This window comes from Agrobacterium sp. MCAB5 (assembly GCF_052114365.1).
Taxonomy (GTDB): Bacteria; Pseudomonadota; Alphaproteobacteria; order Rhizobiales; family Rhizobiaceae; genus Agrobacterium; species Agrobacterium tumefaciens.
The window spans coordinates 237,452-253,569 of sequence record NZ_JBFREP010000011.1 but is presented as its reverse complement, the minus strand read 5'-3'; the positions used below and the strand labels follow the sequence as shown (position 1 = coordinate 253,569).

The following is a 16,118-nucleotide window of genomic DNA, read 5'->3' as shown; positions in this document are numbered from 1 at the left end:
TCGCCGCCCACGTTTCTCTTTCTTCTCATATTCAATTGTCAAAAAACAGACCGCTCAATGCAGTCACAAAATCAAACCCCAAAAGCAAAAGCCCCTGGAAAACAACAAGCAGTCAGCTCATCAACATGATTTCTTTAGAACGAAAGACTACGTCGCCAGCAGCGCCGCCGCCCTCGTTCAGTGAGCGGACTTATAAGAGATCACCCTCAAACAAGTCAACACACCAAAATACAAATTCTAAAAAAAACATTCAAAGCATTGATTTTAAATGAGAGTTTTGATTTTTCGAGATTATGCCTCCCATTGGCCTCCACCAACGGACCGATTTTCAGCAAGGGAATGCAGCCTGAACCCATATGAATGGTGCTGCGCCTTGTTTTGGCCCGACTCCTCGCTAATTGCTTTGCCAACAAAACGTTAATGCGGGCACGCGCGCGAGCCTGTTGCCGGCAKATCTATTGAGGGTGCCGATCAATTTGACTCACGGCTTTGAAAGTTGCACACCTTCGCCTGAAGTTTCTGGAGAGCGCATGACCCACGGGGCACAGCTAGTATGACTGCGGATCGCAACGTGATCCGGTCGCTAGGCACGGAACCGCCAATTCTGGCGGAAGGGCGCCGTGCACCCGATCGCCGTGAGATTTCGCTCAGATGGCTTTCCGGCACKTTCCTTACCGGCATTACCTCTTCCATATTGATGGGTGTTGCGCTGTTTGCAGCTCTCGATGGCCGCCAGCAGCTTGCTATTCCGGCCGAGGCCTTCGCCAAGGCGGATATGGGCAACAATACCGCGGAAGCGGCACGCCGCGGCACACGCCTCGTTGCGCCCAATATTGCGGCCCGGCCCTCGGACCGGTCGATCATGGAAGTCTCCACCGTTATCAACGAGGGCGACAAGGAAGTGGTCCGCAAGGTTCCCTTCTCCCACGTCAAAATTCCGCTGGCGTCCAACTACGCCAAACAGGACGATTATCCCGCCTTCGATCCCCTGAACATTTTCGCAAGCGGTGACGACAAGGACGCCCCGGCGCCGGCGCCGAGCCGCACGGGCACAATCTACGGCTCCGAGGTCGAATCCGAAGTCAGCCTGAAAACGGTCGCCTTTCCTATCCAGCACTCCAAGTATCCCTTCGCCGGCTCCCTGAGCTTCGACGAGGTGGAGGAGGCAGTGCGCTCGAACGGCTCGATCCTGACAGATGGTAACGAGCAGCTTGCAGCGCTCTATTACATCGACCCCCGTCGTTTCGATAATGATGAGGGTGACGTCGATATCACCGCCGGTCTTGCCGCCCGTGTCGTCGAACAGAATATGTCGGTTTCGACCCCTCAATCGCCCTCGGTTCCGGTCAAGGAATATGCCGACGACGTTATCCCTGCCCGCCAGACCGAAACCATCGAAGCCGCTTTATTCGGCGCGGGTTATTCGAAGGCGCAATCCTCCGAAATCGCTGGCCTGTTGTCACCGCAACTCCAGTCGAACAATGTCGAAAGCGGCGATGTGCTCCGCGTCGGCATTATTCAGGAAGACGACAAAAGCGACATCGTACGCGTAAGCCTTTACCGCAAGGGTCGCCACATGGTCACCATGGCCGTAGACGATCGCAAGAATTTCATCAAGGCCAGCGAACCGCCGAAGCTCGACGCGGTGGCGACGGCCTTTGACAGCACCCCGGCACCGGCCGCCGGCCGCGATCTGCCCAGCGTCTACGATGGCGTTTACCGGGCGGCTCTGGCCTATGGCATGAATCAGGGCATGGTCTCCCAGCTCATCAAGCTTTTGGCCAGCAGCGTCGATTTTCAGGCGCAGTTGAAACCGGCAGATACGCTGGAGGCCTTCTTCTCCGTGGAAGATGCGGATGGCAAGGCGACGGACAAGTCCGAACTGCTCTACGTCAACGCCAAGTTCGGCGATAACGAGACGCGGTTTTACCGGTTCCAGAACCCGGACGATAACAGCATCGACTATTTCGACGAGAACGGTAAGAGCATCCGGCAGTTCCTGTTGCGCAACCCGGTTCCGAACGGTCGTATGACATCAGGTTTCGGCATGCGCCGCCATCCGGTTTTGAAATTCAGCCGCATGCATACCGGCACCGACTGGGCGGCAGCCCGCGGCACGCCGATAATCGCGACAGGCAACGGCACTGTCGAAAAGGCCGGCTGGGCCTCCGGTTACGGCAACCAGACCCTGATCCGCCACGCCAATGGCTACGTCTCCTCCTATAACCACCAGAGCGCCATCGCCAAGGGTGTCACCGAGGGTTCAAAGGTCCGGCAGGGCCAGGTAATCGGTTATGTCGGTTCGACCGGCCTTTCGACCGGCGCGCATCTGCATTACGAGCTGATCGTTAACGGCACGAAAGTGGACGCGATGAAAGTGCGTCTGCCTGGCGGCAAATCGCTTTCCGGCGTAGCGCTCGCGCGGTTCTCCGACGAGAGAAAGCGGATCGACAATCTACTCAACATCGAAGAAAAACCCAATCAGGTGGCGAGCCGYTAGTCCGCMGGGCSTYGTGACCAKAGGGACCGCTATACGAAAAAGGGCTCCGTTACCGGAGCCCTTTCGTTTTATGCCGCATCRGCGGTTTCAGTCTCGGCCTCACCCTTTGGGGGCTTGACCTTGAAAAGCAGCCGGTCGGTGCCAGAGGTCACCTTGACCCGCGACCCGTCCGGGATCTCGCCGCCGAGGATCATTTCGGCAAGCCTGTCCTGAACCGTCTTCTGGATCACCCGCTTCAGCGGACGTGCGCCATAGGCCGGATCGTAACCCTTATTGGCAAGCCAGTTGCGGGCATCCTCATCCAGTTCGAGCGTGATCTTGCGATCACCCAGAAGCGAGACGAGGCGCTTGAGCTGGATCTCCACGATCGCACCCATCTCGTCGCGCCGCAGGCGATGGAAGAGRATGATATCGTCGATACGGTTGAGGAATTCCGGCCGGAAATGCGACCGGACCCGTTCCATCACCAGGTCGCGAACCGAATCCACATCGTCATTGTCGCCCATCTGCGTCATGAATTCCGAACCGAGGTTCGAAGTCATGATGATGATGGTGTTCTTGAAATCGACGGTGCGGCCCTGACCATCCGTCAGGCGGCCATCRTCCAGCACCTGCAACAGGACGTTGAACACGTCCGGATGCGCTTTCTCGATCTCGTCAAACAGCACGACCTGATAGGGCCGRCGGCGAACCGCTTCCGTYAACGCACCGCCCTCTTCGTAACCGACATAGCCGGGAGGCGCACCGATAAGCCGGGCAACGGAGTGTTTCTCCATGAATTCCGACATGTCGAGGCGAACCATCGCGGTCTCGTCGTCGAACAGGAACCGGGCGAGCGACTTGGTCAGCTCGGTCTTGCCCACGCCCGTCGGGCCGAGGAAGATGAACGAGCCGATCGGCCGGTTCGGATCCTGAAGACCGGCGCGCGAACGGCGAACCGCCTTGGAAACGGCCTGAACGGCCTCGCCCTGCCCGACCACGGACTTGGCAAGATCGTCTTCCATGCGCAGCAGCTTCTCGCGCTGGCCTTCCAGCATCTTGTCGACAGGAATGCCGGTCCAGCGGGAAACGATGTGGGCGATGTTGTCCGCCGTCACCACTTCCTGAACCATCGAGCCAGCACCGGTGCTGTCACGCGCTTCCGCTGCAGCCAGTTCCTTTTCGAGGCCAGGAATGATGCCATAGGTCAATTCACCGGCGCGCTGGAACTGGCCGTTACGCTGGGCACTTGCCAGTTCGTTGCGGGCATCGTCCAGCCGCTTCTTGAGGTCTGCGGCATGGCCCAGCTTCTGCTTTTCCGCCTGCCAGCGGGCCGTCAGGGCATCGGCCTTTTCTTCGGTGTCGGCCAGTTCGTCCTCGAGCTTCTTCAGGCGGTCGACGGATGACTGATCCGTCTCCTGCTTCAAGGCTTCGCGTTCGATCTTGAGCTGAATGATCCGGCGATCCAGTTCGTCCAGTTCTTCCGGCTTGGAATCCACCTGCATGCGAAGGCGCGAAGCGGCTTCGTCCATCAGGTCGATTGCCTTGTCGGGCAGGAACCGGTCGGTAATGTAACGGTTGGAAAGCGTTGCAGCTGCAACCAGGGCCGAATCCGAAATGCGGACCTTGTGGTGCTGTTCGTATTTTTCCTTCAGGCCGCGAAGGATCGAGATCGTGTCCTCAACGGTCGGCTCATCTACGAGAACCGGCTGGAAACGACGGGCAAGGGCAGGATCCTTTTCCACGTGCTTGCGATATTCATCCAGCGTGGTGGCGCCAACGCAGTGCAGTTCACCTCGGGCAAGAGCGGGCTTCAGCAGATTGGACGCATCCATGGCGCCATCGGCCTTGCCGGCACCGACCAGCGTGTGCATCTCGTCGATGAACAGGATAATGCCGCCATTTTCCGCCTGCACTTCGTTCAGTACCGCCTTCAGACGCTCCTCGAACTCGCCGCGATACTTCGCGCCAGCGATCAGCGCACCCATATCCAGCGCCATAAGCTTCTTGTCTTTAAGGCTTTCGGGCACATCGCCATTGACGATGCGCAGCGCAAGACCTTCGGCAATCGCCGTTTTACCGACGCCGGGTTCACCGATCAGCACGGGATTGTTCTTGGTGCGGCGTGAAAGCACCTGAATTGTCCGGCGGATTTCGTCATCACGGCCAATCACCGGGTCGAGCCTGCCTTCGCGGGCTTCCTCCGTCAGGTCGCGCGCGAACTTCTTCAGCGCGTCGAAGCCCTGTTCGGCATTGGCGCTGTCAGCCGTGCGGCCCTTGCGGATTTCATTGATGACCTGATTGAGCGCCTGCGCCGTCACGCCGCCCTTTTTCAGGGACGCCGAGGTGGAAGCAGAGTTTTCGATCGCCAGCGCCTGCAAAAGACGCTCGACGGTGACGAAACTGTCACCAGCCTTCTTCGCGAGTTCTTCCGCAGTCGAGAACACTTTCGCAAGTGGAGCCGTRAGGGAAAGGCCGCCATTGCCGCCGGAAACCTTGGGCAATTTCGCCAGTGCCGCATCGTTGGCCAAGCGCACTTCCTTGGAGTCGCCGCCAGCCCGCTCGATCAGCGATGCCGCCATGCCCTGCTCGTCATCAAGCAGAACTTTCAGCACATGTTCGGCAGAAAACTGCTGATGATTTTCCGCAAGCGCAAACGTCTGCGCCGATTGCAGAAAACCGCGAACGCGCTCGGAGTATTTTTCAATATTCATAGTCGAACCTCCATATACCGGCCCGCCCGCTTTCGGCACGGATCCGGGTGTTTGGGTTGAGGCTCCCTCAAAGGCAAGCCCCGCTACGGCAGTCGCGTTTTACAGATTTCACGATTGCCGCCTCTTGATGGGCGGTTACCGCTGCATGCGGCATCCGTCCTTACYGCACGAATATGGGAGGCATTTTCATCGGTTTAAAGGGGAGGAAAACGACTGCCGGGGAAATTTTAGCCGGACTTGATAAACGTCACGACTGTTTGCCGCGATTGCCCCCTTCGAAAAGCGCCCAAGCTTTTACACCCGACCCCAAAAACAAAAAAACTCCGGCAAGCCGGAGTTTTTTCAATCGCGTGGTATTTTGAAAACCCTGCTTATTCAGCAGCGTTTTCGAGCGTGGCAGGTGTTGCCTCATCACCGGCTGGCGTATCTCCGCCTTCGGCACCCTCAGCACCTTCCGCGGTTGCGGCGCGGCGCGGGCGACGCGGGCGTGGGCCAGTGGCGCGGCGTGCCTTTGGTGCGCGTTCAGTCGCTGGCGCTTCCGTCTGTTGCTGCTGTTCCTCGACGGCCACTTCCATAGGCGTGCCTTCGATGACGGGCTGAGGCGCCTGGCTGGCGTCGTATACCGGCTGCTGCCGTTCGTCCGAAGCCTGCGGCTGGCGCGGCTGGCGCTCCTGCCGTTCACGGCGGTCCGGGCGCTCACGACGTTCCTGACGCGGCTCGGAACGCTCGGTGCGCTCCTGCCGTTCCTGGCGCTCCGGCTGCTGAACCCGTTCCGGCTGTTCGAACTGCTGCTGCGGTGCACCATCGTCACCGTCGTTCATATCCATATCGTCGGCATCCGAAGCATTGTATTCGCCACGGTCGTCGCGCTGGAAACGCTCCTGCATCTGGGCCTGAGCGGTGGCGATGATACGRTTGTAGTGTTCAGCGTGCTGCAGATAGTTTTCAGCGATCACACGGTCGCCAGCACTCTGCGCGTCCCGCGCAAGGGTGGCGTATTTTTCCGCTATGTGCTGGGCTGTGCCACGAATTTTAACATCGGGACCGGAGCTGTCATAAGTCCTGGTGAGCGGGTTACCGCCCTTGCGGTTGAAGTTGTTGTTGTTACCGCCACCATTGTTATTGTTGTTGTTGCTTCCACGCCCCCGGCCGCGCTTGTTTTGCTGTCCTGGCCTCATCAATTGCTCACCTGAATTCTGTTTTGCTGACAATCTGGTTATTTTCATGCAATTCCGGGCGGAAAACCGCTGGAAACTTTTCCTGAAATTGCTCCATTACGCGCCCTGCTGGAGATAACCCCAGACAAGACCCCGCGTATGACGACCGGTCGCGCAAAATGCTGCAACGAGCCACCTGCGAACAAAGTTTACTGATTCACATGCCGGAAACGCCCAGCCTTCAGGGTTCTCAAAAGAACCCGCTTCGGGACTGACCCATACCCTGACGAATCTAAATTCGTCCTCAGCCACCCGGCATGTGGCGGCAAACTATCCCGCTTCATGCGGAAATCCAAGCCTTTTCTTTTGCTGTGCAAAATATCCTTGCAAATAATCCGCAGACGTATCGCGAACAACTATCTCCGGAAGGTCAAAACTCTGTCGTTGCCGCCATAATCCTTCACGGCGTCGAGAAGAGAGAAGCCGTGGGAAGCAAATAWAGCGGAAACATCAAGCCTTTGATCGAAACCGATCTCCACACCGACAATCCCGTTTTCCACAAGAAAGCGGCCTGCGTCGGCAGCGATGAGGCGGTACGGTGCAAGGCCGTCCTGACCTCCGTCCAGCGCCGCCATCGGATCGTGATGGCGAACCTCTCGGTCTAGCGTTGTGACGATGTCACTTCTTATATAAGGCGGATTCGACACAATTATGTCAAACCTGCCAGAGATTTTTTTGAACCAGTCGCTACGCACGGTTTCAAAACGCGAGGCGAGACCATTTCGGGCAGCGTTTTTCGCTGCGGTTTCCAGCGCATCGGCGGAGATATCGCTGCCGACGCCAGTTGCTTCCGGACATTCCTTGAGAAGCGCCAGACAGATCGCACCCGTGCCCGTACCCAGATCCAGAATGCGCGCACTGCCCTTGTCGGCAACAATTTTTTTCAACGCAGGCAACAGCGTATCGACGAGAACTTCCGTATCCGGGCGGGGTTCGAGCGTCTCCGTCGATAAAAGAAGATCGAGCCCGTGAAATTCGCGGTGGCCGAGAATACGATGAACTGGCTCTCCGCCTGCGCGCCTTTCGACCATGGCGGCAATGCGGGCGCTTTCTTCCCGGGTGACGGGATGGTCCGGTTTCATCACGAAATCGGTCAGTGAAAAACCGGTAACGTCGGCGACCAGCAGGCGCGCATCAAGCAGCGGATCGGCGATGCCCGCCGCCTGCAGCCGTTTGCGGGCTGCGGCAAGCTCGGTCGAAACGGTCCCGTCAGCGCCGCCACTCAAAGCTGTTGTTCGCCAAGCTGGGCAAGCTGGCCGGCCTGATAATCAGCAATCAGCGCGTCGACAAGCTCGTCGATCTCGCCTTCGATCATCCGGTCGAGCTTGTAGAGGGTCAGGTTGATGCGGTGATCGGTGACCCGCCCCTGCGGAAAATTGTAAGTGCGGATACGCTCGGAACGGTCGCCGGAACCGACCTGGCTCTTGCGGTCGGCTGAACGCTCGCTTTCCACCTTCTGGCGCTCGATGTCGTAAAGACGCGAACGCAGAACCTGCATGGCCTTGGCGCGGTTCTGGTGCTGCGACTTTTCAGAACTGGTAACGATCAAACCCGTCGGAAGATGGGTGATGCGAACGGCGGAGTCAGTGGTATTGACGTGCTGGCCGCCTGCGCCCGAAGCGCGCATCGTGTCGATACGAATGTCTTCCGGGCGAATTTCGACATCGATATCCTCCGCCTCCGGCAGCACGGCAACAGTGGCTGCCGAGGTGTGGATGCGGCCGCTCGCTTCTGTTTCCGGCACGCGCTGCACGCGGTGCACGCCGGATTCGAATTTAAGCTTGGAAAACACCCCACGCCCGCTGATCGTGGCGATGATTTCCTTGTAACCGCCCGCCTCGCCTTCGCTTGCGGAAAGAACTTCAACTTTCCAGCCCTTGGCTGAAGCGAAGCGCTCATACATGCGAAACAGATCGCCGGCGAAAAGTGCCGCTTCGGATCCGCCCGTGCCGGCGCGGATTTCGAGGATGGCGCTTTTTTCGTCCGCCGCATCCTTGGGAAGCAGCAGGACCTGCATTTCCTTCTCAAGCTCGCCGATTCGGGCCTCGACCTCCGGCAGCTCCATTTCCGCCAGATCGCGCATGTCCTTGTCGGTCGTCTTGTCGGCAAGCAGCGCCTGCAGATCGGCGGCCTCGGAGACCGCCTTTTCGTATTCGCGGACTTTTTTCACCACCGGCTCAAGTTCGGAATATTCCGAAGCCAGCTTCACATAGACATCCGCTGCCGGACCAGCCGACATCCGCGCTTCGATCTCTCCGAAACGCCTTTCCAACTCGCGCATTTTTTCGACGGGAAGCTTCGCCACCAGTCACTCCGATTATGAAACAGGTCTTTTAAATGGGAATGGAATGCGTCGCGGCAAAGCGTAACAACACCTCGCGCGCGCTTTCCAGCGAATTATGATCGTCGAGCGCAGCGTTCAGCTCATCGGCAAGGCTCGCGGCATCAAGCCCGAGAAGCATGGCCTTGACGGGACCAATCGCCGTCGGCGACATGGAAACCGAACGGAAACCAAGGCCGATCAAAGCCATGGCCGAAAGTGGCTTGCTTGCCATTTCGCCGCAAAGCGTGACCGAGGTGTGGTGCTTTTCGCCAGCGCGCACGATATCGCGCAGAATGCGCAGGAACGGCTTGCCAAGATTGTCGAAACGATCCGAAACCCTTGCATTGCCGCGATCGACCGCCATCGAAAACTGGAACAGGTCGTTCGAACCGACGGAGACGAAATCCACTTCCTGCATCAGCTCATCGAGCTGCCACATCAGCGAAGGTACTTCCAGCATCGCACCAAATTGCAGCTTTTTCGGAAGCGCATGGCTGAATTTCGAAAGATGCTGCACTTCCTTCTGAAGCAGATCGCGCGCCGCGCGGATTTCGGAAACCTCCGTCACCATCGGCAACATCATGCGTAGTTCAGCACCTGAGGCAGCACGCAGAAGCGCGCGCATCTGCGTGCGCATCAGACCCGGGCGGTCGAGCGACAGGCGGATCGCCCGCCAGCCGAGCGCCGGGTTTTCCTCTTCCTGGCCGCGCATATAGGAAACGACCTTGTCGCCGCCAATATCCAGCGTGCGGAAGGTAACGCTCTTGCCCTTGGCCTGCCGCAAGACGGACCGATAGAACGCTTCCTGCTCCTCGCCCTTGGGCATGTTGGAGGCGATCATGAACTGCAGCTCGGTGCGGAACAGGCCGATGCCATCGGCGCCGGATTCCTCGAGCTGCGGCAGATCTACGAGAAGGCCCGCATTCATCTTGAGGTTGACCTTCTGGCCATCCTTGGTGATCGGCTCGACATTACGAAGCGCGCGGAACTGCTCCTGGCGCTTGGCACGCAGGCGCACCTTTTCCTCATAGGCGCGCTGCAAATCCGACATCGGGCGCAAATGCACCTGGCCGTCATCGCCGTCGATAATGATGGGATCGTTATTTTCAGCGAGGGCGACGATGCCTGTCGCCTGCCCGATGATCGGAATGCCCATGGCGCGCGCCACGATCACGACGTGGCTCGTCACCGCACCGTCTTCGAGCACCAGGCCGCGCAATTTCTCACGCGGGTAATCCAGCAATTCGGCGGCACCCATGGCACGCGCCAGAACGATGGCGTCCAGCGGAAAATCATGCTCGGGGCTTCGACCGCCGAAACCGATCAGCTGGCGCAGCAGCCGGTTGGCGAGATCGTCGAAATCATGCATGCGCTCGCGAAGATAGGGATCGGTCAGACGCATCATGCGCGCCTTTGTGTCGCTCTGCACTTTCTCGACCGCAGCTTCCGCCGTCAGGCCGTTGCGGATAGCTTCTTCCATGCGCCGCACCCAGCCCTGATCGTGGGCGAACATGCGGTAGGTCTCAAGAACCTCGCGATGCTCGCCTTCGGTCGGGACGTCGCGGCGCTGCAACATGTCGTCGATCGACAGGCGCAGCGAACCGATGGCGTCGGCAAGACGCAGGATTTCGGTATCGGCATCCTCATTCAGCAGATTGGTGACAACGATTCGGGGGTCGTGCAGCACGACATGACCAAGACCGATGCCTTCGCCATAAGCATCGCCATCAATGGAAACGGCACGCGTCAGGTCCAGCTCCACACCGGGGCGGGTGATTTTTTTCAATTCACCGCTCGCCACTATTTCAGCGATGAGCATCGCGGTTGTCTCGAGCGCTTCAACTTCATCCTCCCGGTATGTTCGGCTGACCTTGTTCTGGACCACAAGAACGCCAAGAGTGCGACCGGAGCGCAAAATCGGCACGCCGAGGAAGGAATGATAAATTTCCTCACCCGTTTCAGGAAGATAGCGGAAAGCCGGATGCGCCTGCGCATCGGAAAGATTGAGAGGTTGGGCGGAAGCGGCAATGGTACCGACAAGACCCTGCCCCATTTTCAGCTGGGCAAGATGCACGGCATCCTTGTTGAGACCTTCGGTGGCGTAAAGCTCCAGCACGCTGTCGGAACGCAGCACGTAGACCGAGCAAACCTCCGCCACCATGTTGCTGGCTATCTGACGGACGATCTGGTCCAGACGGTCCTGCGGCTCAAGGTGCTCCGCCATCATTTCGCGCAGCCGCTTTAGCAGGACGCGCGGACCTGCAGAAAGGTCTCTCATCGCGTTTGCTCCCCGACGCTTCCGATCCGAATGTCATAATATTCGAGAATCAAAACGTCATTTAAAAAATTTATAGCGCGAGAAGCGCGTCCCGCAAGGGACACGCTTTCATGAAACGCCACATCGGAAGAACGCAACCCCGAAGAATCGGAGCATCGGGAACCGATGTCTCGAACTTAGTTCTTATCGAGACCGTAAGCAGAATGCAAAGTGCGAACGGCCAGTTCGGCATAGGCACCGTCGATCAGGATCGAAATCTTGATCTCGGAGGTGGTGATGGCCTTGATGTTGATGTTCTTCTCGGCAAGCGCCTTGAAGGCGCTGGCAGCAACGCCGGCATGGCTGCGCATGCCGATACCGATGACCGAAACCTTGGCAAGGCCGGTCTCGTTCTGCGCAACGTCGAAGCCGATCTGGGCCTTGTTCTCGTCCAGAACGCGCAGAGCCTTGGCAACGTCGCCCGAAGGAACGGTGAAGGTCATGTCGGTGCGCGACCCATCTTCGGAGATGTTCTGCACGATCATGTCGACATTGATATGCGCTTCGGCCAGTGGCCCGAAGATCGCGGCGGAGACGCCCGGACGGTCGGCCACGCGGCGCAGCGAGATCTGTGCTTCATCCTTGGCATAGGCGATGCCGGTTACGACTTCCTGTTCCACGATTTCTTCCTCGTCACAAATCAAAGTACCGGGCGGGTTGATGAGGTCGCCCATGCCCGGYGCATCGGGATCCTCGAAACTGGAGCGAACGAAGGTGCGCACCTTGTGTACCATGGCAAGCTCGACGGAGCGAACCTGCAGAACCTTCGCACCGAGAGACGCCATTTCGAGCATTTCCTCGAAAGCGATCTTCTTCATGCGGCGAGCCTTGGGCTCGATGCGCGGATCGGTGGTATAGACGCCATCGACATCGGTATAGATATCGCAACGGTCCGCCTTGACGGCGGCGGCGATGGCAACGGCTGATGTGTCCGAACCGCCGCGACCGAGCGTCGCAATGCGGTTATCCGGGCCGATGCCCTGGAAACCGGCAACAACGGCAACCTGGCCCTCGCCCATGCGGTGGACGATATCCGAACCGTCAATCTCGAGAATGCGGGCGGCGCCATGTGCATTGTCTGTGCGGATCGGAATCTGCCAGCCCTGCCATGAGCGCGCATTGATGCCCATGGATTGCAGCGTGATCGCCAGAAGACCCGATGTCACCTGCTCGCCGGATGCAACGACCGCGTCATATTCGCGTGCATCGTAAAAGGAGGCGGCGTTGGCGCCGGCYACCTTYGCAGCATTCTGCACCCAGTCCACCAACTCGTTGGTTTTACCGGACATGGCGGAAACGACCACGGCCACTTCATGGCCGGCATCCACTTCGCGTTTCACATGCCGTGCGACATTGTGAATGCGTTCGAGGTTCGCGACGGACGTGCCGCCGAATTTCATGACAATGCGAGCCATAGCCTTGACCAGTACCATCCCTTTTTTCCGCCAGCCGTTTTTCAGGTGCGGACAAGAACAAACCCAGTCGGCTCTTTTTTTGATAAAGAGCCTMAAGTTGCGGGTCTCTTAGCGAAAAGGCGGGGGGCACGCAATGCCGTTTATGAACCATGCGGTACGCCTTTTTTTATAGCCCCGACGAAAGAAGATGTCGGGATAGAATAGGCAACCGCATGCGGCGCTGTGAAAGAGCGTACCGCAGTGCACTGTACAAACGGGCCTATTCGCAGTATGGAGCGCGGCAATGCAACCGGCCAAATGGCCGTAATGGCCTGCATCGGCTGCCCCGGAGACTTTAGGACCTATTGGTTTCGGGCGGATGCAGGCAGCTTCATATCCGAAAGACGGTAGATGACAGACACCCAGGGTATCGCCCCGGCGATCGCGCAGGCGTTGGAAAAACGCGGCTACAAAGATTTGACCCCCGTGCAGAAGGCCATGCTTTCGCCGGAACTCGCCGACAAGGACGCGCTGGTTTCCGCGCAGACCGGCTCCGGCAAGACAGTTGCCTTCGGCATTGCGCTCGCGACCACGCTACTGTCGGAAAACACCCGTTTCGGCCAGGCTTCCGCGCCGCTGGCACTCGCCATTGCGCCAACCCGCGAACTGGCAATGCAGGTCAAGCGCGAGCTGGAATGGCTTTATGAATTCGCCGGCGTATCGATTGCGTCCTGTGTTGGCGGCATGGATATCCGCAGCGAACGACGCGCACTGGAGCGCGGCTCGCATATTATCGTCGGCACCCCCGGCCGCCTCTGCGACCACATCAAGCGCGGCGCGCTCGATCTGTCGTCGCTACGCGCCGTGGTACTGGACGAGGCCGACGAGATGCTCGATCTCGGCTTCCGCGAAGATCTGGAATTCATTCTGGAAGAATCGCCGGATAACCGCCGCACGCTGATGTTCTCGGCCACCGTTCCGCGCAGCATCGCCAAGCTTGCCGAAAGCTACCAGAAGAACGCCGTTCGCATCGCCACCGCCTCAGAACAGAAGCAGCATGTGGACATCGAATACCGCGCCTTGCTGGTGACCGGCTCCGACCGCGAAAACGCCATCATCAATGCGCTGCGCTTTTACGAAGCCCGCAACGCCATCGTTTTCTGCTCCACCCGTGCGGCCGTGAACCATCTGACGGCCCGTCTGAACAATCGCGGCTTTTCCGTCGTGGCTCTGTCAGGCGAACTGACCCAGAACGAACGCACGCATGCGCTTCAGGCAATGCGTGACGGTCGCGCCCGGGTTTGCGTGGCGACTGACGTTGCTGCACGCGGCATCGACCTGCCTGGCCTCGAACTCGTTATCCACGCCGACCTGCCGACCAATTCGGAAACGCTTCTCCACCGTTCCGGCCGTACCGGCCGCGCCGGGCAAAAGGGCGTCAGCGCCATCGTGGTGCCTGTCAACCAGCGCCGCAAGGCCGAACGCCTTCTGGAAGGTGCCAAGGTCAGCGCAGCATGGGTTCGCCCGCCTTCGGTCGAAGAGATCGTTGAACGCGACGGYGCCCGTCTCCTGGCCGATCCGGCTCTCACCGAGGCCGTGGCCGATGACGAGCGTGATTTCGTCAAGCAGCTGCTCGAGCAGCATGGCGCGGAAAAAGTAGCGGCCGCCTTCGTGCGCCTTTATCACGCCGGACGTTCCGCCCCGGAAGACATCACCGAAGTCGCGCTGGACAATACCCGCAAACCGCGCCGCGACAGCTTCGAAACCCCTGAAAACGACGCGCCGCGCCGCGAACGTTCCGACTTTTCCGACAGCGCTTGGTTTTCGCTTTCGGTGGGCCGCAAGCAGAGCGCCGAACCCCGCTGGCTCATCCCCATGCTCTGCCGCTTCGGCAAGATCACCCGTCAGGATATCGGCGCCATCCGCATGCAGCAGACGGAGACCTTCGTGGAACTGGCGGCCGATGCCGTCGATCGTTTCACCTCCGCCATCGGCAAGGACATGATGCTYGAAAAGGGCATTCGTCTGAAGGCGCTGGAAGGCAAGCCGGAAATGACTGGCAGTGTTCGYGAGGACACCCGCCCGGCCACGGCCCAGCGGAAGTTCAACAAACCCAATAATGCTGGCGGCGCAGCCGACGACCGCAAGGGCGACGACAAGCCCTGGAAAAAGAAAAAGACCTTCGGCGACAAGCCAAAATTCGAAGGCAAGAAGGACCGGCCTTTCGAAAAGCGCGGACCGAAGCCGGCAAAGGGCTGAGGCGCGGGTCAGTACCGTGCGGTAAATCCTCGGCTTAAGGCCGAGGATGATGCCAAGTAACCGGCAAACTTCATCACAAAAAAAGCCCCGCTTTTGCGGGGCTTTTTATTGTCTTGATGGATCAGAACGTCAGGGCGCGGTCGCCGTTTTCGTCCTTGATACGGCTTGGAAGACCGATCTTGTTCAGAAGGTTCAGGAAAGGCTGCGGTGGCAGTTCTTCCACATTGGCCATCTGCTTCACATCCCACTCGCCGGTGGCAATCAGCATGGCGGCAGCGACCGGAGGAACGCCGGCGGTGTAGGAAATGCCCTGCGATCCAACTTCYTCGTAGGCTTCCTTGTGGTCGGCCACGTTGTAGATGAAGACTTCGCGTTCCTTGCCATCCTTGATGCCCTTGACGACATCGCCGATGCAGGTCTTGCCGACATAATCGGGTGCAAGCGAAGACGGATCCGGCAATACGGCCTTGACCACCTTCAACGGCACGACTTCCAGACCTTCGGCAGTCTTGACCGGCTTTTCGGAGAGAAGACCGAGGTTCTTCAGCACGGTAAAGACGTTGATGTAGTGATCGCCGAAGCCCATCCAGAAGCGCACATCGGCGCCATCCATGTTTTTGGATAGCGAATGCACTTCGTCATGGCCGGTCATATAGGCCTTCTGCTTGCCGACAACCGGCAGATCGAATTCCTGGCCGACCTCGAACATCTGGTTCGTCTGCCACTGGCCATTCTGCCAGGAATAGACGACWCCGGTGAATTCGCGGAAGTTGATTTCCGGATCGAAGTTGGTGGAGAACCAGCGGCCATGGCTGCCGGCATTGATATCGACGATATCGACCGAGGTGACCTTGTCGAAATATTCATCCTTGGCAAGGCGGGCATAGGCATTGACCACGCCGGGATCGAAACCGACGCCGAGCAGTGCCGTTACGCCCTTTTCCTTGCATTCGGCAGCGCGCTTCCACTCGTAGTTTCCGTACCACGGCGGCGCCTCGCAAATCTTGGTGGGATCCTCGTGGATCGCCGTATCCATATAAGCAACACCCGTGTCCATGCAGGCACGAAGAACGGACATGTTGACGAAAGCCGAACCGACGTTGATGACGATCTCTACGCCGGTTTTCGTAATCAAGGCTTTCGTCGCCTCGATATCCATCGCGTCAAGCGCATGGGCCTCAAGTTTCACATCTGTCTTGAGGCTCTTCTTTTCGCGTACGGACTCGACAATCTTGCGGCACTTTTCCAAAGTCCGTGACGCAATATGAATGTCTCCCAATACATCGCTGTTCTGGGCGCATTTATGCGCCACGACCTGTGCTACGCCACCGGCGCCGATGATCAGAACGTTCTTCTTCATTTCAGGTGATGCCTCCTTTTCCCCGCAGGGATCAGCTTCGTTTCATGTTAAAACA

10 protein-coding genes are annotated in these 16,118 nt (G+C 58.7%); 3 read left to right on the top strand and 7 right to left on the bottom strand.

What is annotated here, in order from left to right:
* The coding region (locus AB4Z23_RS22525; protein ID WP_441360364.1) for a hypothetical protein at positions 1 to 184 on the top strand (184 nt) is incomplete at its 5' end.
* Between the two features lie 369 nt (positions 185 to 553).
* Positions 554 to 2,500, top strand: coding sequence for a M23 family metallopeptidase (locus tag AB4Z23_RS22520; RefSeq protein ID WP_013762143.1), 1,947 nt, complete (start codon positions 554 to 556; stop codon positions 2,498 to 2,500).
* A gap of 68 nt (positions 2,501 to 2,568) precedes the next feature.
* On the opposite strand, the gene clpB is transcribed toward AB4Z23_RS22520, so the two are convergent.
* The 6 genes from clpB to AB4Z23_RS22490 all read right to left on the bottom strand — a co-directional run bounded on the left by clpB (position 2,569) and on the right by AB4Z23_RS22490 (position 12,465).
* Positions 2,569 to 5,193 carry an ATP-dependent chaperone ClpB gene (gene clpB / locus AB4Z23_RS22515; protein WP_065702986.1) on the bottom strand — a complete coding sequence of 875 codons (2,625 nt, stop codon included), beginning with the start codon at positions 5,191 to 5,193 and terminating at the stop codon, positions 2,569 to 2,571.
* 371 nt (positions 5,194 to 5,564) lie between these two features.
* The gene (locus AB4Z23_RS22510; RefSeq protein ID WP_004432110.1) at positions 5,565 to 6,371 is read right to left on the bottom strand and encodes a DUF4167 domain-containing protein; all 807 of its coding nucleotides are present in this window, start codon (positions 6,369 to 6,371) and stop codon (positions 5,565 to 5,567) included.
* A gap of 395 nt (positions 6,372 to 6,766) precedes the next feature.
* Positions 6,767 to 7,636 (bottom strand): peptide chain release factor N(5)-glutamine methyltransferase, encoded by an 870-nt coding sequence (prmC, locus tag AB4Z23_RS22505; protein WP_441360792.1) that lies wholly within the window; start codon positions 7,634 to 7,636, stop codon positions 6,767 to 6,769.
* Positions 7,633 to 8,715, bottom strand: a complete 1,083-nt coding sequence (gene prfA, locus AB4Z23_RS22500) for a peptide chain release factor 1 (RefSeq protein WP_013762139.1) — start codon at positions 8,713 to 8,715, stop codon at positions 7,633 to 7,635. Before prfA ends, prmC begins: the two co-directional genes overlap by 4 nt.
* 28 nt (positions 8,716 to 8,743) lie before the next feature.
* Positions 8,744 to 11,011 carry a phosphoenolpyruvate--protein phosphotransferase gene (ptsP, locus tag AB4Z23_RS22495; RefSeq protein WP_004432101.1) on the bottom strand — a complete coding sequence of 756 codons (2,268 nt, stop codon included), beginning with the start codon at positions 11,009 to 11,011 and terminating at the stop codon, positions 8,744 to 8,746.
* Between the two features lie 176 nt (positions 11,012 to 11,187).
* Positions 11,188 to 12,465 carry an aspartate kinase gene (locus AB4Z23_RS22490; RefSeq protein ID WP_004432098.1) on the bottom strand — a complete coding sequence of 426 codons (1,278 nt, stop codon included), beginning with the start codon at positions 12,463 to 12,465 and terminating at the stop codon, positions 11,188 to 11,190.
* Positions 12,466 to 12,855: 390 nt separating this feature from the next.
* Between AB4Z23_RS22490 and AB4Z23_RS22485 the strand changes: the two genes are divergently transcribed.
* A complete protein-coding gene (locus AB4Z23_RS22485) occupies positions 12,856 to 14,703 on the top strand; it encodes a DEAD/DEAH box helicase (protein ID WP_060641921.1) in 1,848 nt (615 codons plus the stop codon).
* 121 nt (positions 14,704 to 14,824) lie between these two features.
* Here AB4Z23_RS22485 and AB4Z23_RS22480 read toward each other — a convergent pair whose 3' ends face one another.
* Positions 14,825 to 16,063, bottom strand: coding sequence for a saccharopine dehydrogenase family protein (locus AB4Z23_RS22480; protein ID WP_013762136.1), 1,239 nt, complete (start codon positions 16,061 to 16,063; stop codon positions 14,825 to 14,827).
* Positions 16,064 to 16,118: the final 55 nt, after the last annotated feature.

What these genes read in the sequence shown, in the direction of transcription:
- ptsP (WP_004432101.1), bottom strand. Translation starts at nt 11,011, where the DNA reads ATGAGAGACCTTTCTGCAGGTCCGCGCGTCCTGCTAAAGCGGCTGCGC.